Origin of the sequence: Bacillus sp. RK1064, from assembly GCF_051488405.1 — a bacterium.
Lineage (GTDB): Bacteria > Bacillota > Bacilli > Bacillales > Bacillaceae > Bacillus.
This window is the reverse complement of the sequence record NZ_JBPSCZ010000001.1, coordinates 2,815,353-2,842,203: the sequence shown is the minus strand read 5'-3', so window position 1 is coordinate 2,842,203 and position 26,851 is coordinate 2,815,353. Positions and strand designations below refer to the sequence as shown.

At 40.7% G+C, this 26,851-nt stretch carries 23 protein-coding genes and 1 other annotated feature; of the genes, 9 read left to right on the top strand and 14 right to left on the bottom strand.

Annotated features, from left to right (window positions below):
• Positions 1-6: 6 nt before the first annotated feature.
• Both uvrB and ACSSTM_RS14470 read right to left on the bottom strand, forming a co-directional pair.
• Entirely contained in the window at positions 7-1,992 is a 1,986-nt protein-coding gene (gene uvrB / locus ACSSTM_RS14475; protein WP_034660110.1) for an excinuclease ABC subunit UvrB, read from the bottom strand.
• Between the two features lie 295 nt (positions 1,993-2,287).
• Positions 2,288-2,533, bottom strand: coding sequence for a CsbA family protein (locus ACSSTM_RS14470; RefSeq protein WP_012011392.1), 246 nt, complete (start codon positions 2,531-2,533; stop codon positions 2,288-2,290).
• A gap of 284 nt (positions 2,534-2,817) precedes the next feature.
• Here ACSSTM_RS14470 and ACSSTM_RS14465 point away from each other — a divergent pair, with 284 nt between their 5' ends.
• The 6 genes from ACSSTM_RS14465 to ACSSTM_RS14440 all read left to right on the top strand — a co-directional run bounded on the left by ACSSTM_RS14465 (position 2,818) and on the right by ACSSTM_RS14440 (position 10,743).
• On the top strand, positions 2,818-5,349 hold the full coding sequence (locus ACSSTM_RS14465; RefSeq protein WP_095285738.1) for a PEP/pyruvate-binding domain-containing protein: 2,532 nt from the start codon (positions 2,818-2,820) through the stop codon (positions 5,347-5,349).
• A gap of 90 nt (positions 5,350-5,439) precedes the next feature.
• A complete protein-coding gene (locus tag ACSSTM_RS14460; protein WP_034660115.1) occupies positions 5,440-6,012 on the top strand; it encodes a TetR/AcrR family transcriptional regulator in 573 nt (190 codons plus the stop codon).
• A gap of 40 nt (positions 6,013-6,052) precedes the next feature.
• Positions 6,053-7,387, top strand: coding sequence for an MFS transporter (locus ACSSTM_RS14455; RefSeq protein ID WP_095285737.1), 1,335 nt, complete (start codon positions 6,053-6,055; stop codon positions 7,385-7,387).
• A gap of 277 nt (positions 7,388-7,664) precedes the next feature.
• Complete coding sequence (locus ACSSTM_RS14450; protein ID WP_034660118.1) at positions 7,665-8,648, top strand: YncE family protein; 984 nt, start codon at positions 7,665-7,667, stop codon at positions 8,646-8,648.
• Positions 8,645-9,331 carry a response regulator transcription factor gene (locus ACSSTM_RS14445; RefSeq protein WP_034660119.1) on the top strand — a complete coding sequence of 229 codons (687 nt, stop codon included), beginning with the start codon at positions 8,645-8,647 and terminating at the stop codon, positions 9,329-9,331. The genes ACSSTM_RS14450 and ACSSTM_RS14445 overlap by 4 nt, the downstream gene beginning before the upstream one ends.
• Positions 9,328-10,743 (top strand): HAMP domain-containing sensor histidine kinase, encoded by a 1,416-nt coding sequence (locus ACSSTM_RS14440; RefSeq protein ID WP_095285736.1) that lies wholly within the window; start codon positions 9,328-9,330, stop codon positions 10,741-10,743. The genes ACSSTM_RS14445 and ACSSTM_RS14440 overlap by 4 nt, the downstream gene beginning before the upstream one ends.
• 211 nt (positions 10,744-10,954) lie before the next feature.
• Here ACSSTM_RS14440 and ACSSTM_RS14435 read toward each other — a convergent pair whose 3' ends face one another.
• Entirely contained in the window at positions 10,955-12,304 is a 1,350-nt protein-coding gene (locus ACSSTM_RS14435; protein WP_034660121.1) for an amino acid permease, read from the bottom strand.
• Between the two features lie 75 nt (positions 12,305-12,379).
• Positions 12,380-12,604: a binding site (T-box leader), on the bottom strand.
• Positions 12,605-12,694: 90 nt separating this feature from the next.
• Entirely contained in the window at positions 12,695-13,369 is a 675-nt protein-coding gene (locus ACSSTM_RS14430; protein ID WP_034660122.1) for an NAD(P)H-dependent oxidoreductase, read from the bottom strand.
• A 229-nt stretch (positions 13,370-13,598) separates the two neighbouring features.
• On the opposite strand from ACSSTM_RS14430, the gene ACSSTM_RS14425 reads away from it, so the two are divergent.
• The gene (locus ACSSTM_RS14425; RefSeq protein ID WP_034660123.1) at positions 13,599-13,964 is read left to right on the top strand and encodes a winged helix-turn-helix transcriptional regulator; all 366 of its coding nucleotides are present in this window, start codon (positions 13,599-13,601) and stop codon (positions 13,962-13,964) included.
• Positions 13,965-13,974: 10 nt separating this feature from the next.
• Here the strand turns inward: ACSSTM_RS14425 and ACSSTM_RS14420 are convergent, their stop codons facing one another.
• The 3 genes from ACSSTM_RS14420 to ctpB form a co-directional block, all read right to left on the bottom strand.
• Entirely contained in the window at positions 13,975-15,162 is a 1,188-nt protein-coding gene (locus ACSSTM_RS14420; RefSeq protein ID WP_034660124.1) for a PDZ domain-containing protein, read from the bottom strand.
• Between the two features lie 68 nt (positions 15,163-15,230).
• Positions 15,231-15,584 carry a swarming motility protein SwrAA gene (locus ACSSTM_RS14415; RefSeq protein ID WP_007500014.1) on the bottom strand — a complete coding sequence of 118 codons (354 nt, stop codon included), beginning with the start codon at positions 15,582-15,584 and terminating at the stop codon, positions 15,231-15,233.
• A 344-nt stretch (positions 15,585-15,928) separates the two neighbouring features.
• The gene (gene ctpB, locus ACSSTM_RS14410) at positions 15,929-17,377 is read right to left on the bottom strand and encodes a carboxy-terminal processing protease CtpB (RefSeq protein WP_034660125.1); all 1,449 of its coding nucleotides are present in this window, start codon (positions 17,375-17,377) and stop codon (positions 15,929-15,931) included.
• 153 nt (positions 17,378-17,530) lie between these two features.
• Between ctpB and ACSSTM_RS14405 the strand changes: the two genes are divergently transcribed.
• A complete protein-coding gene (locus ACSSTM_RS14405; RefSeq protein ID WP_034660126.1) occupies positions 17,531-18,271 on the top strand; it encodes a sulfite exporter TauE/SafE family protein in 741 nt (246 codons plus the stop codon).
• 50 nt (positions 18,272-18,321) lie between these two features.
• Here ACSSTM_RS14405 and ACSSTM_RS14400 read toward each other — a convergent pair whose 3' ends face one another.
• The 5 genes from ACSSTM_RS14400 to ACSSTM_RS14380 all read right to left on the bottom strand — a co-directional run bounded on the left by ACSSTM_RS14400 (position 18,322) and on the right by ACSSTM_RS14380 (position 22,875).
• Positions 18,322-19,587, bottom strand: coding sequence for a murein hydrolase activator EnvC family protein (locus ACSSTM_RS14400; protein WP_034660127.1), 1,266 nt, complete (start codon positions 19,585-19,587; stop codon positions 18,322-18,324).
• A gap of 111 nt (positions 19,588-19,698) precedes the next feature.
• Positions 19,699-20,589: a permease-like cell division protein FtsX gene (gene ftsX / locus ACSSTM_RS14395; RefSeq protein WP_034660128.1), complete on the bottom strand. Its 891-nt coding sequence runs from the start codon at positions 20,587-20,589 to the stop codon at positions 19,699-19,701.
• Complete coding sequence (gene ftsE, locus ACSSTM_RS14390; RefSeq protein WP_034660129.1) at positions 20,582-21,268, bottom strand: cell division ATP-binding protein FtsE; 687 nt, start codon at positions 21,266-21,268, stop codon at positions 20,582-20,584. Before ftsE ends, ftsX begins: the two co-directional genes overlap by 8 nt.
• 380 nt (positions 21,269-21,648) lie before the next feature.
• The gene (cccB, locus tag ACSSTM_RS14385; RefSeq protein ID WP_034660130.1) at positions 21,649-21,978 is read right to left on the bottom strand and encodes a cytochrome c551; all 330 of its coding nucleotides are present in this window, start codon (positions 21,976-21,978) and stop codon (positions 21,649-21,651) included.
• A gap of 48 nt (positions 21,979-22,026) precedes the next feature.
• A complete protein-coding gene (locus tag ACSSTM_RS14380; RefSeq protein ID WP_034660131.1) occupies positions 22,027-22,875 on the bottom strand; it encodes a YitT family protein in 849 nt (282 codons plus the stop codon).
• A gap of 189 nt (positions 22,876-23,064) precedes the next feature.
• Between ACSSTM_RS14380 and ACSSTM_RS14375 the strand changes: the two genes are divergently transcribed.
• Positions 23,065-23,799, top strand: coding sequence for an alpha/beta family hydrolase (locus ACSSTM_RS14375; protein WP_034660132.1), 735 nt, complete (start codon positions 23,065-23,067; stop codon positions 23,797-23,799).
• Positions 23,800-23,815: 16 nt separating this feature from the next.
• Here ACSSTM_RS14375 and ACSSTM_RS14370 read toward each other — a convergent pair whose 3' ends face one another.
• Both ACSSTM_RS14370 and prfB read right to left on the bottom strand, forming a co-directional pair.
• On the bottom strand, positions 23,816-25,609 hold the full coding sequence (locus ACSSTM_RS14370; RefSeq protein WP_437404215.1) for a M3 family oligoendopeptidase: 1,794 nt from the start codon (positions 25,607-25,609) through the stop codon (positions 23,816-23,818).
• A gap of 124 nt (positions 25,610-25,733) precedes the next feature.
• A protein-coding gene (prfB, locus tag ACSSTM_RS14365) for a peptide chain release factor 2 (RefSeq protein ID WP_106030559.1) occupies positions 25,734-26,835 on the bottom strand; the annotation gives its coding sequence in 2 pieces (ribosomal slippage) (positions 25,734-26,762 and positions 26,764-26,835; 1,101 coding nt in all).
• Between the last annotated feature and the right edge of the window lie 16 nt (positions 26,836-26,851).

Genomic DNA, 26,851 nt, shown 5'->3' with positions numbered 1-26,851 from the left:
AGGCAATCATCCTTCCGCTTTTAGCTCTAGCAATAGATCTCTTAATTCTGCTGCTTTTTCAAAATCAAGCGCTTTTGCTGCATCTTTCATTTCCATCTCGACCTTTTCGATCACTTTTTCTCGTTCTTTTTTGCTCATTTTTGACAGCTTTGGTGCTGCATTTGTTTCATATTCTTCCGATTCCTCATGTATCTTTGTTGCCTTAATGGCATCTCTGATTTTCTTATGGATGGTTTGCGGAGTAATCCCAAATTTCTCATTATACGCCTCTTGCTGCTCTCGTCTGCGCTTCGTTTCTTGAATCGCAATATCCATTGATTTGGTCATTTTATCTGCATACATAATGACCCGGCCTTCTGAATTTCTCGCTGCACGGCCAATCGTCTGGATGAGGGATCTTTCAGAGCGTAAAAAGCCTTCTTTATCCGCATCTAAAATCGTCACGAGCGACACCTCTGGAATATCCAGTCCTTCACGAAGAAGGTTGATTCCCACAAGCACATCATATTTTCCGAGACGTAAATCTCGAATAATCTCAATCCGCTCAAGGGTTTTAATTTCTGAATGCAGATAATTGACCTTGATTCCGATCTCTTTTAAGTAATCTGTGAGATCCTCAGACATTTTCTTCGTCAGCGTAGTCACGAGCACACGCTCATTTTTCTCAATCCGCGCATGAATTTCTCCAATTAAGTCATCAATTTGACCTTCAATCGGACGCACTTCAATGATTGGATCAAGTAAACCTGTTGGACGAATAATTTGTTCTACAACCTCTGGGGTTTTCTCAAGCTCATAAGGACCAGGAGTGGCAGATACATGCACAATATGGTTGATATGCTTTTCAAACTCATCAAAGGTGAGCGGTCTGTTATCAAGTGCTGAAGGCAGACGGAATCCGTGATCAACCAACACTTGCTTTCTTGCTTGGTCCCCGTTGTACATCGCGCGGATTTGCGGGATCGTCACGTGTGACTCATCGACAACAATCATAAAATCATCTGGGAAATAATCAAGCAATGTGTAAGGTGTTGAACCAGGAGGGCGCAAGGTCAGATGCCTTGAGTAGTTCTCGATTCCTGAACAAAAGCCCATTTCTCTCATCATCTCAAGGTCATATCTTGTCCGCTGCTCAAGGCGCTGCGCTTCTAGCAATTTTCCATTATCTCGAAGCTTTTCGAGCTGCTCCTCAAGCTCTTGTTCAATATTAATAATTGCTTTTTCCATTTTTTCTTCTCTTGTGACGAAGTGAGATGCTGGGAAAATAGCCACATGTTCACGATCACCGAGTATTTCTCCAGTCAATGCATCCACTTCACGAATACGTTCAATTTCATCACCGAAAAACTCCACTCTGATACAATGCTCATCACGTGAAGCAGGAAAAATTTCAACGACGTCTCCTCGTACTCTGAAGGTTCCGCGCTGAAAATCTATATCATTACGAGAATACTGAATGTCCACCAGCTTACGAAGAAGCTGATTGCGTTCAATCTCCATTTCAGTACGTAAAGACAGCACAAGCTCTCGGTATTCCTCTGGCGAACCTAAGCCATAAATACAGGACACACTGGCAATGATGATGACATCTCTCCGCTCAAATAACGAGGACGTAGCGGAGTGTCTCAGCTTATCAATCTCATCATTGATGCTGGCATCCTTTTCAATAAATGTATCAGTCTGAGGCACATACGCCTCTGGCTGGTAATAATCATAGTAACTCACAAAATATTCGACAGCATTATTCGGAAAGAATTCCTTGAACTCGCTGTATAGCTGACCGGCAAGTGTCTTGTTATGCGCAATGACAAGTGTCGGTTTGTTCACTTCTTTGATCAGGTTGGATACAGTAAAGGTCTTTCCCGTACCTGTAGCACCTAACAGCGTTTGATGCTGTTTCCCCTGATGGATCCCCTCAACAAGCTTTTCAATCGCCTTCGGCTGATCTCCTTGGGGCTGATAGTTAGAAACTAATTCAAAGCGGTCACTCACATCAAAGCCTCCGTTTCGTTACGAAATCTATCTAATGAATATATTATCATAAAAGAACACAAAAATACGAACTAAAGTTCGGCTCTTGCTTGATTTTTATTTCCAATACAGTCATACCCTCTCTTCAATGGCAAATAACCCTCTTACGAAAACCTTCCTTTCAGTATGGAACATTTTGGTGAGAGATATTCGATGAGCAGAAAAAGAGCACAAAAAGAAAGCTGCACTCACTAGAATTCGTAAGCACAGCTTAAAAAACGTCACCTTTCGGCCTATCACGCTCTTAATGATGACATCAATGATGTTTTTCAGCCTTTTCTCTTTTTTCAATTTCTTTTTTAGCCATATATAATGCCCCAGCTACTAAAGAAATTATATCTAATCCCACAATAAAGTAGGTTTCTGTATAGCCCTTCATGTACGAGGCAAATAAAAGCGCTGCTGTTAATGCAATGCCCACATAATGATTATAAGTAACCTTTGAAAATAAAATAACGAGCAGGAAAGGAAAAACAAGTGCAAATATGGCTTTTGTAATCACAAAAACCCTCCCTCTTCTTGGTCTACTTCCTTGATTATAGTAAAGATTGGCATATTGAACAATTCACAGTTTTCAATTTCACCTATTTTTCTTTCTGTTCGGAGACTTTTGATATAGATATGGAAGGAAATTAGTGAGAATGTCCCCTTTGTAAAGATAGGTCTTTCCGTCTTTGACAGTAACATCCAATAAATCCTATGATTAAAATGATAGTGCGCACTATCATTTTAAAAACTATAGAGAGACATACAAACCATTGGCTATTTGGATAAGGGGGCATTCCCATGTATTCAGTTTTATTTCATGCGGCTGAAGAATCCGCAGCACTCGCAGGGGCAAAAGGCTTGAATTTAATTAAATTAAACAATCACGGACTGCCAGTCCCAGATGGATTTATTATCAAAACCAACAGCTTTTCCAGCTTTCTTTCATATCACAACCTGCATCCAACTGAACAAAACCTTGCTCACAAAATCAAAGAAGCATCGTTTCCTTCTCAAATGGAAGCAGAACTCCTTTCGTCCTTTCAATCATTGCGGAAGACTTATCCCTCAGTTGCAGTTCGATCCTCTTCTGTTGCTGAAGATCTCGAAGGCGCCTCATTTGCAGGACAGTACGAGACCTATTTAAATATCAAAACAAATGAAGAATTCCTACAGGCTGTCAAAGAATGCTGGTCTTCTTATTTTGCAGCGAGAGTGACAGAATATAAGGAAGAGATGGATGAAAACGGGGAAGAGATGCCGCTCATGGCTGTTGTCGTGCAAGGATTGATCCATTCTGACGTCTCCGGAGTCATCTTTAGTGAGAATCCCGTATCGGGAAAAACAAATGAAATGATGCTGACAGCAAGCTACGGACTAGGAGAAGCAATCGTCTCCGGGCTTGTGACACCAGACACATTTATTGTAAACAAAGAGACACTTTCTATTGAAAAATCACTTGGAACGAAAGAGCTGCAAATTGTTCCTTATCAAGAGGGTGTCATAGAACAAGCAGTAACGGAGGAAATGGCTGGGCAATTTTGCCTGAATGATGATCAATTAGAAGAAATGACGCAAATCACCAAACAAGTAGAAGCACTTTATGGACATGGAGTCGATATCGAATTTGGAATAACAAATGGCACATTTTATTTACTTCAAGCCAGGCCGATTACCGCAGCTCTCCCAAAAGCAGCAGATGAAACAGCAGGTGTTTCTTTTCAAATGCAGCCAGATGAGCTGCAGGATTTCTGGATCTCAATGGACGATCATATGCCGGGCCCAACAAGTCCTCTCTTCTCAAGTCTGATCATCCCAGCATTAAAAAGCGGAATGAAGAAAAATGGTGAAAAATATCAAGTACCTGATCTGAATATTAAAAATATCAAGCTTTATAGAGGCCACCTGTACTCAGCACCGTCACTGCCTGAAGCGAGTGCAGAAGCTCCTCCAGTTTTTGATGAGCGCATATTTGAGTTATTTCCGCATTTAAGTGAACGTATGTATGAGATTTTAGAGAAAAATTTCTTTCCCTTTTACGAAAAACTCGATCGCCAAATGAAGGAACCTATGACCATTGAAGAAGCCATCATCGGCTTCGAAGAATTAAAGGCTTTTTATATACAAGCCTACGATGATCATTTTGATATTGTCATACCACAAGTTATTCTATCGGCTATGATCGAAGACATGCTTGTGACATATACTGGTGATCAAACACAAGTGGTCCTGCTGCATGAGATGTTGATAGGCGTGATGAACAAATCTCTTGAAACAGACAAGAAGCTTTCTGATTTTGCAAAGAGTGTCCTTCAAGATCCTGAACTTCATCAAGCATTTATGAACAATGAAAAGAACCCAGAGCTGCTTGATGCACTCAATCACTCGGAAAAAGGCAGACACTTCATTTTGGAATTAGAGGAATTTCTTCAAGTCTATGGCTGGCGATCTGTTAAAAGTCATGACCTTACGGAAGAGACATGGGTGGAAAACCCTGAGTTTATTTTAGATATCATCAGAAACAACATTCAGTCCCAATGTGATTTTGATGAAGAATTTGTACAAGCCGTCATCAAAAGACAAGAGACATATGAACATTTTATGAGCCAAGTGAAGGATGAAGCGTTTAAAACAAAATTTGAGACACTTTATCAATTTGCCCTACAGGCCGCTAATATCCGTGATGATCATCACTTCTACATTGATGCCATGTTAGATGCTAAAGCCAGGGTATATCTATTAAAAATTGGTGAACTTCTTGTACAAAAAGGAGCGATTCCCCATCAAGAAGATCTATGGTATCTCTACGATGAGGAGGTACACACAGCGCTCACAACGTCTACAACATTCGACACGGTCATCGCACAAAGAAAAATTGAAATGAAAGAAAATGAAGCCATTCAACCACCAGCTTATATGGGCACCCCCACTGAAGCTGAATTGCAGCAAGTGGAAAGAATGCTCGGTTCATTAAGAGAAAATGAAAATAACACAAACGATATGATCTATGGAATTGGCGCATCTAGCGGTATTGTTTCTGGAAGAGTAAAAGTCATTACATGTGCTGAGGAATTCTCACAATTTCAAAAGGATGATATTTTAGTTTGCAAAACAACCACACCTTTATGGACGAGCTTATTTAGAGATGCAAAAGCAGTCATAACCGATGCTGGCGGCATTTTGTCTCATTCAGCTATTATCGCTAGAGAGTATATGATGCCAGCTGTCCTAGGTACCCGAATAGCGACTGAAACACTTCAATCCGGTGACCTTGTGACAGTAGATGGTAGCAATGGACGCATTCAGATATTAAAACAGCATTCACGTGTCTAGCTTTATCGTTTTGGGTCATATTGGCGGTCATAGGTTTTATCGGTATACTTACTTTGTTGCAAACACATTCATAACCTGAGGTGAGTATGCTTGTTAAAATCTACAAATCAACGAATCATTCGCGCAACAATGGATTTATTAACTGAAAAGGGCTATCAAAAAACCACAACCAAAGAAATAGCCACAAAAGCGAATGTCAGTGAAGCGACTATTTTCCGCAACTTTAAAAACAAACGCGGCGTCATTACTGCCATTATGAAAATGAAATCGACACCGACGAAAACCTTAGAAGCAGAATTTAAAGGCGATTTATACACCGATTTAAAGTTTCTCGGTTCCTATTTCCTTGAAGATTTAACTTCAAAAAAAGAATTTATTTATATCAGCATGCGAGAACCAGCTATGTTTAAAGATTTGACCAGTCATGAAAAAATTTATCCTCAAGAACTAAGGGAAATGCTGATACAATATTTCAAAAAGATGAGTGCTCAGCATCATGTCTTAAAAGGAAAAGAAGACATTTATGCAGACATTTTCATTAGTACGTATTTCGGTTTTTTTATTCAGCAGCTAGAGCAAGACTTCCAACTCGTTTTAACACAAAAAGATGATTTTATTGAGACATACACACACATTTTCATGAGAGGAATTTCTCCCGTTTAAAGGGTGGAATTCTTCTTTTTTACAAAAGGTGGTATACACATTGAGGTTACAAAAAGAGAGCTTGATCATCTATTCTTTGTTACTTGGAGCTATACTAGTTCCGGTCAACTCAACGATGATCGCAGTCGCTCTATCATCCATATCAACTTATTATGATCAATCCATTTCAAACATTACTTGGGTTGTCACGATTTATCTTATTGTCATGGCGGTCACTCAGCCTATCGCTGGTAAGTTAGGAGATATATACGGACACCGCCGCATGTATTTAACCGGAGTGACACTCTTTTTAATCGGCTCGATTGGCTGTGCTTTAGCACCTAACCTAGCATTTCTCATCATCTTTCGATCCATTCAAGCAGCTGGCGGGGCTATTTTAACACCGAATAGCATTGCATTGATTCGTGCAACAGTATCACCCGAAAAACTGTCTAAAACAATGGGTTACTTTGGATTTGGTGCTGGTATTGGTGCTGCACTTGGGCCTTTTATTGGATCGATTCTCATTCAGAGTTTTGATTGGCATTCCATATTCTTAGTGAATATCCCATTTCTGTTTCTTACACTTGTCACCGGTATTTTACTCATTCCAAACATAAAGCATACACGCCTACAAGCAAGGGTAGATATCATCGGTTCATTTTATTTAACCATCGGAATTGCCACAATCATTCTATGCACAAAAAGCCAGTTACTAAATGAATATTTAATTTATGGCATTTTAGCATTGATTGTGATTCCTTTATTCTTTAAACATGTACGGAAAGTAAAGAATCCGATCATCGATTTGTCCCTATTTAAAAACAGTTCATTTACAAATGCGAATCTGTCGATCATGCTAAGTAATTTTGTCATGTACGCCATCCTTCTTATTATGCCGCTGTTTATGGAACAACAACTTGCCCTTTCTCATACACAAGGCGGTATGATTCTATCGGTATTTTCGCTTTGTATGTCTCTTAGCGGTTTGCTAGGGGCTAGACTTCATCCGAAAAAAGGCGCGAAAAAAATGATTCGCTTTTCATTTCTCTGCCTCACTTTATCAGGCATCATGTTAATTACATTGAGTCAGTACCCCTCCTTACCACTGCTAATCGTGACACTAATCGCAGGTGGAATTTCATCAGGGATTGGTATGACCAGTATGCAGATGGCTTCTTTAACTGCTGTTGATCAAAGCTTATCTGGTTCGGCATCTGGTATTTTCTCTACCTTTCGATACTTTGGCAGTATCATTTCATCGACATTGATTGGTATCATGAGTGGTTTCCAATCTTTATTTATTGTATTAATGGGCGCAGGAATCCTTGGTTTCCTTTTATCTCAACGCGTCAAAACAAGTTCCACCTCTCCATCATCGGGGCATTCCGCCTAATGACTCCCTGCGCTCTATGTTGATTTAGAGCGGGGGAGTTTTCATCATTTGTATCACTGTAAGCTAGAGCGGGTACAGTAATCAAATATTGAAAATCCTTTTTTAAAGATGAAAAAAAGCCATATGACTAGACAAAAAAGGAACTTTCGATCGAAATTGTCCCCGTTCACCCACCTAAAAGCTGTTTTTCATCTCTTCCAGTACTGATAACTTCGATTTTTTTTCACAATTTTTGTGGTATGCTTTTTGAAAATATAGGACGCAAAGGAGCGGAAGAATGGAACGTGCAAAATATGTTTTGATCTGTTTATCAGCTCTAATATTATTCCTGTCAGGCTGTGGCAAAGACCAGCAATTTAATCCACCTGGCAGCTCTCAATCGATCGCGGTCATCTCTCAATTAAAAAAAGCTTCCTTTTCAATAGTTGATTTACAAAAGAATAAAATGATCTCTTCCGTTGATTTAAAACATCCGCTCACTGACCTTATCCAAATCAACAAAGACGTCATCATTGCAACAAGTAAAGAAGGAGAATCGCTTATCGAAATTAATTTAAAAAAAGGTACAGCAACAGATTATATGGATGTGAATAAAGGGCTGACTTCTCTTACATATGATGCAGCTTCTCACACCTTAATTGCAGCGGATACACAGAAAAATGTCGTTTATTTTATTGATACGCAGCGTAAAAAAATAAAAGCAACTGTGAAGACCGGAAAGTTACCTTCTTCTATGACATTTTCTTCTTCAGGTACTTTATTTGTTTTAAATGCAGAAAGTCATACTGTCTCCGTCATAGATATTGAGAAGCAAAAACATATACGTACGTTCTCTGTACTTGAACGGCCTTCTGGTATTCATTTTGATGGAAAGTCCATTTGGGTCGGTGGACACGGTAAACAAGGTACCTTAAATAAAAGCATTTTTTCTTACGACCCAAAAACAGGTAAAAAGCAGCGAGAAATGAAACTAGGCGTTATGCCCGTTGCATTCTTTTCAGAGAAAAATTCTTCTACTTTATATGTACTTTGTCATGGAGATCATACGCTGTACAAAGTAGATACAGAGACAAATAAGCAGCTTGCTTCTGTTGAAACTGGTCAAAACCCGAATTATATCACCGCTGATACCACATCAATATATGTGAGTAACTTAGATGACAATTCAGTATCAATTATCGATAAACATACATTCATGATGAAAAATCGACTGAATGTCCCATCAGGACCTTATGCTATCGTGTTGGAGGAAAAGAAATGAAAGAACAAATGCATATTTTAATCGTAGACGATGAGTTCGATATGCTTGAGTTAATCGGATCCTTTTTAAAGAGACAAGGCTTTCACATCATCACAGCTAATAATGGAATGGATGCCTTACGCCAGCTTGAAAAGGAACCCGTTGACCTTGTTGTACTGGATATCATGATGCCTGATATGGATGGATTTGAAGTCTGCCAGCGTATTCGGCAAACATCTCAAATCCCCATTTTATTCTTAACAGCTAGAAGTAATGAGGAGGATCGAATTAGAGGTCTAGAAATTGGTGCGGATGACTACATCATGAAGCCTTTCAGTCTACGTGAGCTTGCAGCAAGAATTGAAACAACCTTGAGACGAATTAGAGGTCTTTCGCTAAAGCGCAGCCGAATACAGATTGGCAACATGGAGATTGATCAGGATGGCAGACAAGTCTATATCCATCAGGAACCCATTAATTTAACTAGAAGAGAATTCGATTTACTCATGTTTCTTTTACTCAATCAAGGCCAAGTGTTTTCACGAGAACAGCTCTATCAAAAATTGTGGGAATCACATTCCACGAGCGGCTCTTTACGAACAGTCGATACACATATCAAAACGCTGCGACTGAAATTAAAGGGAGCGGAACGGCATATTAAAACCGTTTGGGGTGTCGGCTATAAGTTTGAGGAGGAAGAATGAAGCCTTTATCGATTAAAAAGAAAGTGCTCTTCTTAATCCTTGTAGTGACCGGAATCGTTGCTGCCTCAGCTCTTGCCCTTACCTATTACTTATACCAGCACTTATATATTGATAAACAGATCGATTCCTTAAGTTTACAAGGTAAAAAGCTGGCACAAATCTATCATAAACACGGGAAAGATACGTATTTTACCGATAGAATAAAATGGGCAAACGACTCAAGTCAGGCGAACATTATTTTTACAGATGACCCAATGGAGCTTTCAAGTGGTCTTCCTTTTGATACGAACACAAATGATAATCTCATTACGTTCAAGGAACGCCAAAAGCTCCTTCAAGGGGAAACCGTCGTGCTGATTAGAGAACACTCACAGTTTCATCAAGATATTCTTGGCATCGCCATCCCTGTTTTCTCAAGCAAAGATGAGCTATCGGGGGCAATTTTTCTATCCATGCCCTTATCGGATGTGTATGAACCCTTTGTCCAAATCAGATTGACACTTGGCATATCCATTTTATTGATCCTGCTCCTGATTTTCTTTATCGGATATAAAAGCTCCAATAAAGTCGTGCGGACAATTAATCAAATGAAAGAAATTGCTATGGAAATGGAATCTGGTGATTTTTCAAAACGTATGGCAGTGACCAAAAATGGAGATGAGTTAAACCAGCTGAGCCGCTCCTTTAACAAACTGTCTTCTACCCTTGAAAAAGTTGAGCAGCACCGCAGGGAATTTCTTGCGAATGTCTCTCACGAACTTCGGACTCCGCTAAGTTATATGAAAGGATATGCTGAAGGAATTGAAGAAGGGATCATTGATCAAAAAAAAGGAATGCACATCATCCAGGATGAGGCCGCACGTTTAAGCCGGCTTGTGCACGATCTTTTAGACCTTGCGCAGCTAGAAGGTGATTCTTATCCACTAACGATGGAGCCAATTGTCTTTGCACAGCTGATTCATGACGTTCTTGATCAAATGGCATTTATCGCTAATCAAAAAGGCATTTATCTGAAACGAACACTTGATGAGGATTGTATTGTGTATGGCGATAGCGATCGGCTGCAACAAGTGGTTCGTAATTTACTGGACAATGCCATTCATTACACTCCCTCTGGAAAATCGATCTCGATTGAATTACTAGTTCACCAGCATATGGCTGAATTGAGAGTGACAGATGAGGGCAACGGCATTCCAAAAGAAGACCTTCCACATGTTTCTGAGCGATTTTACCGAGTAAATAAGGCACGTACGAGAAAAGATGGCGGCTCCGGTCTTGGACTAGCCATTGTCTATCAAATCATGAAAAAACATCATGGCACGTTCGATATTCAATCTGAGCCAGGATGCAGTACGACAGCCATCATTCAGCTGCCAAATACTCCGATCGATGAAGACCTGCCTACGACATAACAAATTCGATTTTAAAGGTAGGGTCATTCGCTTGATCCATATATACGCATCAGTCGTCTAAATTCGAACAGCTATTTTCAGCCCCTTTTTGATCATCTACTTTTATGCATCAATTCCTTTCAAAAGGAGAGTCGATTGCTTCAGTTCAAACAATAAAACTACATTAAAAAAGCGTGCCAGACCTTCTTCAAAAGTCCTGCACGCTTTTAAATTAAACAACTGTTTCAAACCGCTTTCTATTGATGAAGAAAGAAAGAGTGATGATGAGATAGATACCCATTGTGACCAAGGTTTGGACGATCGGAGTTGTTGATACTACGCCAATAAAAATGGCAATGATCGCAATGACAGAAAACCATGTCGTGAAAGGATACAGCTTGACGCGATATCCTCCTGGTGCTGTTACGCTTCGAGACTTTAGATGCCCGACAGCAATAATAAACCAGATGAATAAGACTGTGTAGCTTAAAGATCCCATTAAATAATTAAAGGTTTGACTTCCTACAAAAAGAGAGATTAATACGGCTGCATACAAAGTAGATGTACATACTAGAATCGCTCTGACTGGCACCTGCTGTTTCGACAGCTTAGAAAAACCCTTCCATACACGGCCATCCATCGCCTGTGTAAATAGTACCCTTGAAGAAGCATACAGACCAGAGTTCATAGAAGACAAGATCGCTAGTAAAATAATCCCGTTCATGATATCACTTGCATATGGCACACCAATCGTTGCAAACACCGTGACGAATGGACTCACTTGCTCATTGTTTACTTGATTCCAAGGAATCAAGCTGACGATGATGAAGAACGGAAGTACATAAAAACCGATGATTCGTACAAATGTACTTTGAATGGCCTTTGGGATGACTTTTTCAGGGTTTTTTGTTTCTGCTAATGTGACCCCAATCATTTCAGTTCCCCCATATGAATACACGACCACCAGCATTGCCGCAATTAAGCCGCCCGTTCCATTCGGGAAAAATCCCCCGTGGTCGGTTAAGTTGGATAATCCCGGTGCTGCATGCTGTCCGAATGAGACAAACAGCATCGTTAACCCAATGATAATAAATAAAAGAATGACAGCAATTTTTATAGAGGCTAACCAGTATTCTGTCTCAGCAAACATTTTGACTGAACAAACATTGATCAATGTCACAACAAGTGAAATGATTAACACAAGTGTCCATATTGGTACTTGCGGGAACCAGTACTGAATAAAGATTGCAGACACGATCGCTTCTGCTGCAATGTTCAGCACCCACATTTTCCAATAGATCCAGTCTAAGAAATAGGCGGGGTATTTGCCTAACACAGGTTCAATTAAATCACGAAATGTTCTAGCGCCAGGTCGTGCAACCGTCATTTCGGCAAGTCCTTGCATAATAAATAATAAAATAAGACCACCAATCATATATGCCAAAATGACAGCAGGACCAGCGATATCAATGGCAGAACTGCTTCCTTTAAACAGACCAGCACCGATGGCACCGCCAAGTGCGAGCATCATGATATGCCTTGACGTCATTGTTCGTTTTAACTGCACATGTTCCTTTTCCATTTTCTATAGCTCCTTTAAATTTGAATCTTCAGACAAATATAAGATAAAAGCATATAAAAAGGCCAGTCATCTCCTTGAAGAGACGACTGACCTTGCAACCGCGTTACCACTCTTATTGATTCAGACATAGCTGAATCCAACTTGAAACCCGATAACGGAGGTCACACGTAAAGACTTACTATTCATTCAGTCTTGCCGCTCCTTGAGCGAGTTCAATGATTCGTTTTACTGCGTTGCACCACCCCGCAGCTCTCTTAGAAAACGGATATTCATTTACTATTCTCAAGTCAAAGCGTTTTATAGTCAATTTGTCTATTTATCAAAGATTTTATTTTTTAAATATACTGACTAACCACGCAATTGTCAACAGCCTTTTTCAGACATTTTCTTTTAACGAATCCAAACGGCTACTTCATCCATCGGACGACGCGTTTTGCCGCGCTTTGGCTCAATGACTCGATACCCAAAGGCTGCCATGACAGAGATGTCGTACTGACCACCTTCAAGTAATTCTTCTTCCTTAAGAATACGATGAATCTCATCGTAGCTGAATCCCTCAACAGGGCATGAATCAATGCCGATTTGTGCCGCGGCTGTCATCATATTTCCAAGGGCAATATACGTTTGTTTGGAAGCCCAATCGAAGAGCGTACGGTCATTTTCCATCAAATGAAGATCATTCTCTTGGAATTCTTTGTAGCGTTCTTTTACCATTTCAAACGTTTCGTCTGTCATTCCCTTGATTTCCTTGTTGATGTATTCTGCATATGCTGAATCATACCGGGCGTCTGTTCTTGCCAAAATGATCACAAAATGGCTGGCAGTTGGAAGCTGCTTTTGCGCACCCCATGTATATTCTTTTAATTTCTCTCTAAATGCTTCATTTTGAACGACGAGAAATTTCCAAGGCTCAAATCCGACAGAGCTTGGGGAGAGTCTTCCTGTTTCTAAAATGAACGCAAAGTCATCTTCTGGAATCTTTTTCGTCGGGTCAAACTCTTTTGTCGCATGACGGAATTCATACGCCTCAATGATTTCTTTTTTTAATTGCTCTTTGTCTCGCATGGTATTCATCCTTTCTAGTGAACGATTAGGGTGAGAAGTTTCATCAATCCAATTTCTTTCCATTCCCATATAGAAATTGTTATGATAATAAAACAAACAGCCCGAATGTGTGATGTGATATCTCTATGGTAAAAGAAAAGCTTCCATTGATTCAAGTACGCACATTTTTGTTCGTTAGGTACAATCATGTTCGTTTATCACCCATTTCGTCTTAGAAAGGAGTGTAAAGATGAGTGCACCATCCAATCCAGTCAGTATTGTCAATCATGGCTGTCCCGTTTCAACCACAACGAGTGTAATAGGAGGAAAATGGAAAGGAGTGATCCTTTATCATTTGACTTGCGGTCCAAAACGATACAACGAATTACGCCGGCTTCTGCCAAGGATTTCTCAGCGTGTTCTCACGCTGCAATTGCGCGAGCTAGAACAAGACGGCGTTGTTCACAGAAAAGTCTATGAGGAGGTCCCTCCTCGTGTCGAATATTCACTCACTTCTCTTGGAGATACTTTAAAACCCATCATCTTCGCTATGCGTGAATGGGGCGAATCCTATGGAAAAGAAGCTCGCCCAAAAGAAAAAAGCTGCCATCTCTAGCAGCTTTTTTTTATGATGAAATCGCCGTTGATTCTTGCTGTGGATCATCCTTCACAAACAGGATGCCAAGCTGATGATGCTCCCCTTCGTAAGAAGCGCGTTTCTCAAACCTTGTCTGACCATTCAAGCCAATGATCTCAAGCTTTGTCAGAGCACGATTGGTTTGAAGGGCTTCGTAAAATTCCGAAACGGTTTTGACTTCAATTCCATTCACCTTTGTAATGACTTCTCCGATCTCAAGCTTTAAATCAGCTGCAGGTGTATTCGGAATGATTCCCAGCACCATCAGCCCTTGATTACGCTTAGAGAAGTAGAATGGAGCCGCATTGTCATTGACTCTCTGTTTCCATGAGAGGAAAGCTCTTCCGACAATCGCTATCAATACAGCTCCCCATGCAATCGGCTCAAACCAAATACTTGCAGCACCTAGTAAAGCAACAGCGAGTCCAAGCATAAGAATACGCCGTGCCGTAATTTGAATGCTCACAATTGGCAGTGATCCTTGAATCCGCTGCCCGAAACCGATGATGTATGGAATCAAAATAAATGAAAAGCTTTGATCGTGTACTTGAAGCACCGGCCACCATGGCAGAGAAGAAGTAAATTCACCTGCCGGCATCAGCAAAACAAGCGGTAAAAGCCACAGGCGGTTTGCCCGCTGCTGGCCAATCAAAAGTCCTCTCGCACTCATCACCATTGCAGGCGATGTTCGTAAATGTGCCGTTCGATAGGCTAGAATCCCCTCGGTCATTAATAAAAGACCTAGCAAAATAACAACGGCTGATGCATTCATCATTGAGAGCTGCGGCAGCCAAGAATGGCTCACTTGGAAAAACATCAGTCCAAGTGCCGCAATAAAACTGAAACCGAGTGTGTATGCAGACGAAAGCGCACTCGCCTTAAAGAATAAAGAGCAAACGATGGTCATCGCTGCAATCAGCACGATGAATCCAGGCGGGAGGGCAATCCCTAAGCCTACTGAAATGATGGATAGGCAAATCCCTAGAATCCATCCCTTTGAATATGTAAATTTAAGTTCATCGTATACATCTTCTATTCTTGTTTGAAACGCTTTTCTCTCCCGCTTTACGCGGATGTAGCCATGTAACAGGCTGATTAATATCATGAAATAAAAAAGAGGGTGGATTAAAAACAGACCGACCGCTTTTAATCCAGCTCCCATCCACTCCGAGCTCATTATCGTTCACCGCCCAAGTCAAGCATTTTCTCTTATTCTATCAAATAAATCGATGCTTGACACCAGGTTTATTTCTCCTGATTCATCCAAAGTGTGACATTCGACAGTGAAAAATCTTTTAAGTAGTGATTGACATCTACATCTAGTATGCCGCCGAGCAGCTGCATCGACCTCTTGATGTCGGTTAAGTTTATACCAAGTCTCTTATGATTATCCATTAAATAATTGAAGTATATCTCAGCACAGTCTTCATCGATTTCGTCGACTGATTCTACCGTTGTGTAATTGACCAAGTACCTGCTTAACAGCATGAGCAGACTTAATGCCTTTGTAGCGGAAAACGTCACATCTTTCGTACGACTCTTAAGCTCCTCTACCAACTCGTAATATTTTTTCTCTCTCACAATACTTGCCCTTTTCAATTGTGTACCCCCATTTACTAGTTCTTTTAAGAAAAGCGCAAACCTCGGTACAGCTTAATGCTCAAGCTGAATATCCGCAAAAAATAAAATATTTAAAATGAGTGCTACTTTATATTGTAAGAATTATTTATGTAACATACAACTTTCAAAAGTTTCATTTTCATGACATGTTTAAATCAACAGAAAGTCTCTTATATAAATATGTTATCGGGTAAAATCGAAGGAATGTTATGTTTTTTGTAAAATAAATGAATATATTTCTCGATATAATTTATTTTTAAGAATAAACTATTACATGTTCGTGACACTTATGAACCAAAAAAAAGAGGCATTTATTCGCCTCTTTATTTTTTAAGATATAGTGCTTTTAGTGCAGTCTGCAGTTGAAGATCATTTTTCTCATAGGATTTCACTTCATCCACCATTTTGTTCATCATTTTTGCTGTCTTCAGATCAATCACACCTGATTTATCGAGATTGTATGTGCTTTGGAAGGCTAGCACCGCCTTTTTCGTTTCTTCATCAAAGTAGCCGTCTACTCTGCCGGGGTCAAATGACAATCCCTTTAACAGCGTCTGTGCTTGTCTCACTTCTTCATTGTTCATATCCAGCTGAAGCGGTTCTTTCAGTTGAAGTGGGCCTACGGTAAAGTAATCTGGCTGATGAATCGCAATTGTCGGTACGACACCTTTTTTGTGAATCCAATTCCCTTTTGGCGTGAGCCATTTATACAGCGTTAATTTAATGTTACTGCCGTCACCCATTGGAACCGCCTGCTGCACAGTGCCTTTCCCAAAGGAGACATCACCGACGACTTCATATTTTCCGGCTTCTTTCATAGCACCAGCAAGTATTTCAGAAGCGGATGCACTGCCTTTATCGATTAAGACATTAACTGGGTAAGGCTTCTGTTCTTTCCGTTTTGAAAAATATCGTTTCCTGTCGCCGTTCCGTTCTGCAATTTGAATATAAGGCTGATCCTTCGTAATAAAATGCTTCAAAATGTCTTCTACACTTTGCAGATAGCCGCCAGGGTTCCCTCTCACATCCAGCACAAGACCTTCTATGCCCTTTTTCTCGAGCTGTTTCAGGCTTGACGTGAAATCCTTCGCAGTATCTTCAGAAAAGCTAGAGATCGCGATATAGCCCGTTTTATGACCATTTACCTCTTTCACAGAAGAAGTTACGGTTTCAAGCGGAATTTCTTCTCGTTTGATATGGAATGTTAACTCTTTTTCAATCCCGTTTCGTCTGATTTTCAGAGCGACAGATGTTCCCTTTTTTCCTCTGATTTTCAGTACAGCATCGTTTAAGCTTTTATCTTTCATTGGCTCACCATCAATGCTGATGATTTCATCTTTCGGCTTTAGACCTGCTTTTGCCGCAGGGGATTTTTTAAAGGCAGAGACGATAATGATTTTTCCTTCATCCATTCCCACTTCTGCCCCAATTCCCTCAAAAGAAGAATCAAGCGAATCAGAAAATTGCTTGGCGGTTTGCTTGTCCATGTATACTGAATACGGATCATTTAAAGTTGAAAGCATTCCTTGAATGGCGCCTTCAAGCAGCTTTTGGCGATCCACTTCCTCTACATATTCATTCGATATCAGGTCATAGGCTTTCTCGATTTTCTCCATCCCATTCTCTTTCGCCTTATCACTTGATTGAGCTTGTCCAGCCATTGCAGCAGCTGCTTGCGGTGACTCTGCATGAGTTCCTTCTTTATGCGTCATCACCCCTGCACTTATTAATAGAACGACACTTGCCATAATAGATGCGATTTGTTTTTTCATATTTGGCCTCCTTCTTCAACTCTTCCTGATGACCTGAGTTATTATATGCCAGAAGAAGGGATTTCATGTAAAGACATTCTCCCGCGAAGGCTTGACTAATCATTTCATTAGGTGTAATTTTTATTTTGTTATGATCGAGAAGGAGTCTTCGCTATGTATATTATATTGACGATGCTTTTATTAGGAATTTTATTAGGATTTGTAGGAGCAGGCGGGGCTGGTTTTGTCATCGCATTGCTTACGTTAATTTTTGATATCCCTATCCATACCGCACTCGGGACGTCTTTAGCCGCAATGGCATTTACGACGTTATCAGGTGCATACAGCCACTACCGGGAAGGGAATATTCAGCTGAAATCTGGTTTGATTGTCGGAGCTTTGGCTTGTGTTGCTTCTTTTGCAGGAGCTAAGGTTGCTCCTTTTATTCCAGAAGAAAGTCTGCACTATTTAACAGCTGGAATGCTCTTTTTATCCGCTGTGTTTATGATGATCAAATTATTTGTTCTTAAGGAAGACACTGAGCATCAGCCGCTTTCTTCACGTCAGCTGCTCATAAGGGGTATTATTTTAGGACTTGTATCCGGATTGCTGTCAGGTATGTTTGGTATCGGGTCTGCACCATTTATTCAAGTAGGACTTTTGATTTTACTGAGACTTTCCATTCGACAGGCAGTTGGCACGACAATGCTTGTCATTATTCCAATTTCCATCGGTGGTGGAATTGGATACATTACAGAGGGCTATGTTGATTTTATCTTGCTGATTCAAATTTTAATTGGAACAGTATTAGGGGCATTTATTGGCGCAAAATTCACACGCCTTGCACCGAAGCTCTTATTGAAATCGGCTGTACTGTTAACACCTATTATTGCCGGTTTACTGCTGTTATTTTAATTTCATTTAGAATAAAAAAGGCCGATAACATGATGTTATCGGCTTTTTGATTAGCGGATATATTGCGCTGGATTGACTGCATTTGATTTAGCGCCATTCCATAATCCTTTATGAATTTCAAAGTGGAGATGCTGACCATGTGATTGGCCTGTATTCCCCATATATCCAAGGAATTGTCCTTGCTCGACTCTCTGCCCTGTGGACACACTTCTTGTAGACAGGTGGGCATATACCGTTTGATAGGTCTGTCCATTGATATTATGCGTAATGAATATCACATTCCCGTAGCTCGATGAGTAGCTTGAGTTCGTGACTGTTCCAGCTGCAGCTGCGACGACAGATACTGTGCCTTTTGCTGCAATATCTAAACCGTAGTGCTGTCCGCCTGAACGTCCGCCAAAGCCAGATGAGAATCGGCCAGCAGCTGGTTTAATAAAGCCGGAGCTGCTTGCTGGTGTATCAGATACTTGATCCGAGCCGCCGCTTTGAGGTGCAGGTGCACTTTTTTCAGCAGCTGCTTGTTCTGCTCTCTTCGCTTCTTCCTTTTGGCGGCGTGCTTCCTCAGACTTCACAGCCGCTTTTTGGTTCGCTAGAATTTCTTGTTCATTTTCAAGTTTGCCTAATTCATCATGGGCATGGTTCTTTTTATCTGTGACATCCCCTAAGATTTTCTCTTTTTCTTTTTGCTGTTTAGACAAATCCTTTTTCAGCTCTTCTAGCTCTTTCAGAGATGTTTCAAGTCCATTTAGCTGATTATTTAGCTCTGCTTCTTTTTGCTCCACCAGCTTTAAATCATTTTCATGTTCTGTAATCATGTCTTTGTCTGCTTCGACAATGGTTGTGACAGCTCCAACACGACCGACAAAATCACTAAAGCTGCGAGCACCCAGCAGCACATCTAAATAGTTGATCGTACCGCCGCTTTTTTGCATCGAACGAATTCGATCTTTGAATATAGCTTTTCTTTTTTCAATTCGATCATTGATGACTTGAATGTCTTTTTTTAGTTTCTTGATCTCTTGCTTCGTTTGTTTGACTTCTTTTTCTTTTTCAGCGACTTTTTCAGTTGCAGCACTTACCTTGTGGTCAATCTTTTCAATTTCTTTTTTGAGCTTGGATTCTTTCTTTTCAAGCTTAGCCAGCTCTGATTTCTTTTTCTTCAAAGTTGATTCAGTCTTTGATGTTTTCTCTTCGATTTGTTGACGTTTTTGATCTAGGTCTTCGTATGCGAATGCACGATTCTCGTTCCCTGGAATGTATAGCCACGTTGTTCCAATAAACGCTGCCATTCCAGCCATCATCAGCTTTCTTTTCAAAACGATATTCCCCTCCTATGACAACTGCCTGCATAAAGAGTCGACCGGATGAATCGGTTCAACCGGTCACACCTTCTATCAAATTCTCGAGTGCTGCCATCAAAAATAGATTTATACTTTTAAGAATTTACGGATGGACGTCAAGCTTCCCCATACACCAATGATTGCACCGATCAATAGAAGGACCAGTGAAACTTGATAGACAAACGGGTTATATGGAAGCATGGAAATAAATGAGCCTTGTACTCTCGGTGCCACCCAGCCCACTGCATATTGATATGTGCCAAGCAATAGAGCGATTGGTATAATGGAACCAAATACACCAAGCAGTAATCCTTCAATAAAGAATGGCCAGCGGATAAACCAGTTCGTTGCACCTACGAGTTTCATAATCTCGATTTCTTTACGTCTAGCAAAAATCGTAATTTTGATCGTATTAGAGATCAAGAACATGGCTGTAAATAAAAGCCCAATAATGAGCGCAATACCTACATTTCGCGCCACTCCGACCACATTAAAGAGTCGGCTGACTTCTTCTTTTCCATAGGTTACTTTATACGTACCCTTTAAGTTTTCTAATTTCTTCGCTACTTTTGGTGTATCGTGTGGATCTGATGTTTTCACAATAAACGCATCGTTTAATGGGTTTTCTTGATCAACAAGTCCCATGGATTGTCCATTTTCACCAAAGCTTTTAATCAGCGCTTTTAGTTCGTCATCTTTAGATGAGTACTTCACATCACTGATTTCAGGAATCTTCTCAATTTCTGCTTTTAATTCATCCTGCTGCTTTTGATTCGCCGTTAATTCGATTAACACTTTTACTTCTACTTCTTTTTCAGCGTTCGATGCCATGTTATTCAAGTTGAGCATAATCACAAGAAAAACCCCAACTAAAATCAATGTGACAGTGACCGCACTAATTGATGCAAATGTCATCCACGTGTTTCTTCCAAGTGAACGGAAGCTCTCACGTAAATGCCGCGAGAGAGTTTTAATCATAAATGCCGTACTCCCCTCTTGCTTCGTCACGCACAATCATTCCATCTTCGATTGCGATGACACGTTTCTTCATGCTGTTTACAATTTCTTTGTTGTGTGTCGCCATGACGACTGTTGTTCCGCGGTTATTAATCTCTTCGAGTGTCTTCATGATTTCCAAAGATGTGTCTGGATCAAGGTTTCCTGTCGGCTCATCTGCAATGACAACCTCAGGACTATTCACGATCGAGCGAGCGATAGATACACGCTGCTGTTCACCGCCAGACAGCTGGTCAGGAAATTGTCGTGCTTTGTGCTTGAGCTGTACCAAATCAAGTACATCCAGCACCTTTTTCTTAATGATATGAGGCTGTTCCCCAATGACTTCAAGAGCAAATGCCACATTCTCAAACACCGTGAGGGTTGGAAGTAGTTTGAAATCTTGGAATACTACGCCAATTTCTCTTCTTACGTAAGGAATTTCTTTTTCCTTAATTGAGGCTAAATCTCTGCTATTAATTAAGATTTTCCCTTTGGTTGGCTTCTCTTCACGATACATCATTTTGATGAAAGTGGATTTACCAGCACCACTGGGACCAACAACATACACAAACTCTCCTGGGTGGATAGAGACATTGATTCCATTGATCGCCTTTACACCGTTAGGATAGATCTTGTAGACTTCCTTCATTTCAATCATGTAATCACCTAATCTTTTCTTATTGCTGACTAACAGCTTATCATGATGTTTTGACACTTATCGTCAAAAAACGTTATGTATGGTCACGCACATACCCTTCGATACGTACAAGCAATTTATGTCCTTTTCATCCAAAAAGATGAAAAAAATGAATCGTCTAAATTTCAACAACTCCAATTATACGTCATGAATCGACGCAATGGTATTACATTTATATTTCAAAACTTATAGTTAAAAGGTAAAAGGAACAATTAAAACCGATAAACATGTCTTTCTACCCTTATTTTTTTAATAAAATTTAATATAATACGTTTTCATACTATTCAAAAATCTTTTTCTACATATAAAAACAAAAAAACCTTGTCGATTAGACAAAGGTTTTATTTTTTCTCTGCAAGCCATTTTGCCACTTCTTTTGCTTGCTTCTCATCTACCATTCCGCTTGGCATAGAGCCTTTACCATTCTGTGCAATATCTGCGATTTGGCTTTCATTATATTTCTTCCCTACTTCTTTCAGGCTTGGTCCGCCTCCACCAGATAGGTCTTTCCCATGACAGCCAATACAGTTTTGCTGATAAATTTCCTCACCACTGCTCACAGTTGAAGCACTTTTGCTGCCTTCTTTGTCACTGCTGCCTGAATTTCCTCCACAAGCCGCAAGAACAAGAAGCATCACTGCAAACAGCATCATTAATCCGCTTTTTTTCATCAATTTCCCTCCCTTACAATCATTTGGTCAACGCTATTATATCCTTGTTTACGCCCTTTTAAAACCCTCACCAAGCACCTCTTTTGCATCCATTACGATGACAAATGCTGATGCATCGATTGCTTTCACCACTTGTTTCAACTTTGTGAATTGTGACTGCCCAACGACACACATCAGAATTGGACGGTCATGGTCGGTATATCCACCGACTGCTGAGATCTTTGTGACACCACGGTCAATTTGATCAAATACTGCCTGCCTGACCTCATCCTCATGCCCTGTAATGATCATCGCCATTTTCGAATGACTGAAGCCGGCCTGTACAACATCAATCGTTTTACTTGAAATAAACACACCAATGACAGCGTACAGTCCCTCTTCAATCCCAAAAACAGTCATCGCAGCCAGGACAATTAGGCCATCCATCATCGCTAAACAGGTGCCAAGCGTGAGGCCTGTATATTTATTGATGATTTTGGCAGCGAGCGCCGTTCCACCTGTTGATCCATTTCCAAGGAACACGAGCCCTATTCCGATCCCAATCACCACTCCGCCAAAAATGGCTGCTAAGAGCGCTTCATGTGTCACAGGTGCAATATGTCTTGTGACAAACACCATCGAAGGTAAAAAAATAGAGCCAACGAGCGTTTTCACGCCAAATGTCCCGCCTAATAAATAAAAACCAGCGATAAACAGCGGAATATTGAGTCCCCATTGCACATACGCCGCCTCAAAGCCGAATGACTGCATAATCGTACTAATACCGCTCACTCCACCTGCAGCAATCTGATTCGGTAATAATAACGTATTAAATCCAATCGCCACAATGGCTGATCCGATTAAAATGAACAAGTAATTTTTCGCTTCAATCCATAATTGTGAATGTCCCTGCTTCATGTCTTTCTTCCTCCGTTACTTCTGAATGCACACCTATTTTAAGCCCTCCTAAAACGAATGTAAATAACAGCCAAATGCAGTGCTAATGGATTAATACTTTATCACACAAACGGATCAGCGTACTTGCCGTTTGGCATAGGAGCAAATGATGGTATATTTAATATGTACATGAGAAAGAAGGGACATGCGATGAAGAAAATACTGAAGATAACAGGCATGACATTACTTGCACTGATCATCTTGGCTTTTGGTGCTTTCTATACATGGAGCCGCTTTACATACGGACCATCCGCCGCATTAAAAAAGCAAGTGAACATCGAGCAAGTGGAACATAAAAACGATGTGTATACATTTGCATCAGCAAAAAGCGATACTGGTATTATTCTCTATCCCGGGGCAAAGGTAGAACCACTTTCGTACGCCAATATCGGGAATGAACTGATGAAAAAAGGTTATTCTGTCTTTATCCCTGACATGCCATTTTCGTTTGCGATTTTTAATACAAACAAAGCACACGATATTATGAAAGTTCATCAAACGATCAAACACTGGTATATTGGCGGTCATTCACTAGGCGGAACAGCTGCCGCTATGTTTGCAGAAAAAAACCAGCGCAAGCTCGACGGTCTCTTTTTCCTTGCGTCTTATCCAGCATCAGATAACTTGAAATCATCGTCCTTGAACGTACTCTCTATATCAGGTGAAAAGGATGGGCTTGCGACACAAGAGAAAATCAAGAAATCGAAAACAAATCTGCCGTCTCAAACCGTTTACCATGAAATAAAAGGCGGGAACCATGCTCAGTTTGGCATGTACGGCAAACAAAAAGGTGATCAGCCTGCGGACATTCCAGCCCTCACGCAGCAAAAGGATATCATTCAGACCATGCTTGAATGGCTAAAACCAGCAAAAAAGCTCCCGTAATAGGAGCTTTTCATTTTTACTTTTTCGTCGCTTCTAAAAACTCTTCAGCGTCTGCTACAGCTAAACCAATGGCTTCCTCCCAAAAGTCTTTTTGGGTAAGATCGACGCCTAAGTGCTTATAGGCCAAATCTTCTACTGTCATTGAAGCTGTATCCTTTAGTAATGCAATGTACTTCTCTTCAAACGAAGTACCAGCCTGCAAGGCTTTTGAATAAATCCCTAGCGAGAACATGTAGCCAAATGTGTATGGGAAATTATAAAACGGTACACCTGTGATATGGAAATGCAGCTTAGACGCCCAGAAATGTGGATGGTATTCATCTAAAGAGTCACCGAAGGCTTCCTTCTGCGCTTCTACCATCAGCTCATTCAACCGATCCGCCGGCACTTCTCCTTGTTTACGCTCTTCATAAAAACGCTGTTCAAATAAGAAACGAGATTGAATATTCATGAAAAATGCTACACTCCGCTGCAGCTTATCCTCTAACAAGCTGAGACGCTCCTCTTCATTTGCCGCTTCTTTTAATGAAGCATCAGCCACAATCATTTCTGCGAATGTCGACGCCGTTTCAGCTACATTCATCGCATATTTGCGATTAAGAATGCGAACATCCTGCATCACTTCCTGATGGAACGAATGACCAAGCTCATGCGCGAGTGTCGCCACATTGGATGGACTTCCTGAGAAGGTCATAAAAATGCGTGACTCCCCGCTGTCAGGGAAATTTGTACAAAATCCGCCTACTCGTTTGTTTGGACGATCTTCAGCTTCTACCCAGCGTTCATTAAAGGCTTTTTCTGTAAAGGCAGCAAGCTCTTCTCCAAATCCAGCGAAATGTTTCACAATAAAAGCAGCTGCTTCTTGATACGGATAGATCTTGGTCTCACTGCCAATAGGAGCCCCAACATCAAACCAGCTTAGCTTATCCACTCCAAGCATGTCAGCTTTTCGATGTAAGTAGTCAATGAATGGCTGCTTATGTTCATCAATCACAGACCACATTGCATCAAGGGTTTCTTGTTTCATGCGGCAAATATCAAGCGGCTCTTTTAAAATATGATCCCAGCTTCTTGCTTCATATACTTGTAAACGAAAACCTGCCAGATGGTTTAGGGTGCTTGCAAATAGATGTTCATCCTGCGTCCATGCGTGCTCTAAGTTATGATATACGGCCTTTCTGACTTCACGATCTGAATCATCCATCGCATTTTCCGCTTGGCCGACAGAGATCATCTGCGTTACACCATCTTGTTCAAATGGAATCATAATCTTATTCACCAAGCTAGAATAAAGCTCATCCCACGCATGGTAGCCATCTACAGCTAATTTTTGTATCAATGTTTCTTGTTCAACAGGCAATTGATCCTTCACGCGCTCTCTTCGTTCATTTAATATGTAGCGCACATCTGAAAAGGCTTCTGAATTCATGAGATCTTCCCATTTGCTAGGAGAGATGGCAGCAAGCGCTTGATCAAACAGCGCAAGAATGGTACCTAAATCAGCTTCCAGCTTGGCAATCGTACCTCGAAGACTGCCAGCCTTCATATCCTTTGTATTTTGAGATTGAAGACAGGAAACAAATGAACCTGCTTGAGACAGTTTTTTATATGTCGTTTCATACGTGTCAAGGACAGACGTTAACCTGCTTTCAATGTGTGTATCTTCTTTTGAAAAGGCATCGACCTTTTGTCGTAATTCATTTAATAGCTGCTGAATGTGTTGCAGGTATGTTTTAAATTCTGGTGAAGAACTGCCTCCTTTAAAAAAGGCATCTAAATCCCACGTCTCTTGTAATGGTGTTAATCCCAAAATATTTCCCCCTTTATTTGCTAATTTCATCATACAAAGGATATAGAGTCAGTATGGCGTATGTATTCCTTTATATTCATTATATTCTCTCACAATTAAAAAAACCCAGCAAGAAGCCGAGTTTTTATGATAATTTCGAACGTAAGTAAGCATCGATAAATGAATCTAAATCTCCATCCATGACCGCTTGAACATTTCCCATCTCCGTATTGGTTCGATGGTCTTTCACAAGAGAATACGGATGGAATACATAAGAGCGAATTTGGCTTCCCCAGCCAATTTCTTTCTGCTCTCCTCTAATTTCATCCAATTCAGCCTGCTGTTCTTCGATCCGTCTTTGATAAAGTTTCGATTTCAGCATTTTCATCGCACGTTCTCTGTTTTTGATTTGTGACCTTTCTGTTTGGCATGTGACCACAACATTGGTTGGTATGTGTGTGATACGAACGGCAGAGTCAGTCGTATTGACGTGCTGTCCACCTGCGCCGCTTGCACGATACGTATCTACCTTGATATCTTCTGTCCGAATATCAATATCAATTTCTTCATTGAACTCTGGCATGACATCACAGGAAACGAAGGACGTATGCCTGCGGCCAGATGAATCAAAAGGAGAAATACGAACCAAACGATGGACACCTTTTTCTGCTTTTAAGTACCCGTATGCGTTATGCCCTTTGATGAGCAATGTCACAGACTTAATTCCTGCCTCATCGCCTGGAAGATAATCAAGCGTTTCAACCTTAAAGCCTCTGCGCTCTGCCCAGCGAGTATACATTCTCAGAAGCATAGAACCCCAGTCCTGTGATTCAGTACCGCCTGCGCCCGGGTGAAGCTCAAGAATGGCATTGTTTTTATCATATGGTTCACTTAAGAGAAGCTGCAGCTCAAACTCGTTAAACTGCTTGGTTAAGTTCTTCAGCTCTTTTTCAAGCTCTGCATGAAGCTCCTCGTCATAATCTTCCTTTAATAGGTCATGTGTCATTTGCAGCTCTTCATGAGATTCACTGAGCTCATGGTATGCATTCACATTATCCTTTAGTGCATTGGCTTCATTGATGACGCCTTGTGCCTTTTGCTGATCATTCCAAAAATCAGCTTCTGACATTGTCGCTTCAAGTTCTGCAATTTTGGCTTCTTTTGTTTCGAGGTCAAAGAGACCCCCTAAAATCAGCTAGCCTGCTAGCCATATTTTCAAGCTCTTGTCTAATTTCTACTAATTCCATATCCTTCACCTCATAG

Coding starts and splice junctions, on each gene's coding strand:
- ACSSTM_RS14465 (WP_095285738.1), top strand. CDS start 2,818: ATGTATTCAGTTTTATTTCATGCGGCTGAAGAATCCGCAGCACTCGCA.
- ACSSTM_RS14450 (WP_034660118.1), top strand. CDS start 7,665: ATGGAACGTGCAAAATATGTTTTGATCTGTTTATCAGCTCTAATATTA.
- ACSSTM_RS14445 (WP_034660119.1), top strand. CDS start 8,645: ATGAAAGAACAAATGCATATTTTAATCGTAGACGATGAGTTCGATATG.
- ACSSTM_RS14440 (WP_095285736.1), top strand. CDS start 9,328: ATGAAGCCTTTATCGATTAAAAAGAAAGTGCTCTTCTTAATCCTTGTA.
- ACSSTM_RS14435 (WP_034660121.1), bottom strand. CDS start 12,304: ATGGAAAAGGAACATGTGCAGTTAAAACGAACAATGACGTCAAGGCAT.
- ACSSTM_RS14430 (WP_034660122.1), bottom strand. CDS start 13,369: ATGCGAGACAAAGAGCAATTAAAAAAAGAAATCATTGAGGCGTATGAA.
- ACSSTM_RS14425 (WP_034660123.1), top strand. CDS start 13,599: ATGAGTGCACCATCCAATCCAGTCAGTATTGTCAATCATGGCTGTCCC.
- ACSSTM_RS14420 (WP_034660124.1), bottom strand. CDS start 15,162: ATGAGCTCGGAGTGGATGGGAGCTGGATTAAAAGCGGTCGGTCTGTTT.
- ctpB (WP_034660125.1), bottom strand. CDS start 17,377: ATGAAAAAACAAATCGCATCTATTATGGCAAGTGTCGTTCTATTAATA.
- ACSSTM_RS14405 (WP_034660126.1), top strand. CDS start 17,531: ATGTATATTATATTGACGATGCTTTTATTAGGAATTTTATTAGGATTT.
- ftsX (WP_034660128.1), bottom strand. CDS start 20,589: ATGATTAAAACTCTCTCGCGGCATTTACGTGAGAGCTTCCGTTCACTT.
- ftsE (WP_034660129.1), bottom strand. CDS start 21,268: ATGATTGAAATGAAGGAAGTCTACAAGATCTATCCTAACGGTGTAAAG.
- cccB (WP_034660130.1), bottom strand. CDS start 21,978: ATGAAAAAAAGCGGATTAATGATGCTGTTTGCAGTGATGCTTCTTGTT.
- ACSSTM_RS14380 (WP_034660131.1), bottom strand. CDS start 22,875: ATGAAGCAGGGACATTCACAATTATGGATTGAAGCGAAAAATTACTTG.
- ACSSTM_RS14375 (WP_034660132.1), top strand. CDS start 23,065: ATGAAGAAAATACTGAAGATAACAGGCATGACATTACTTGCACTGATC.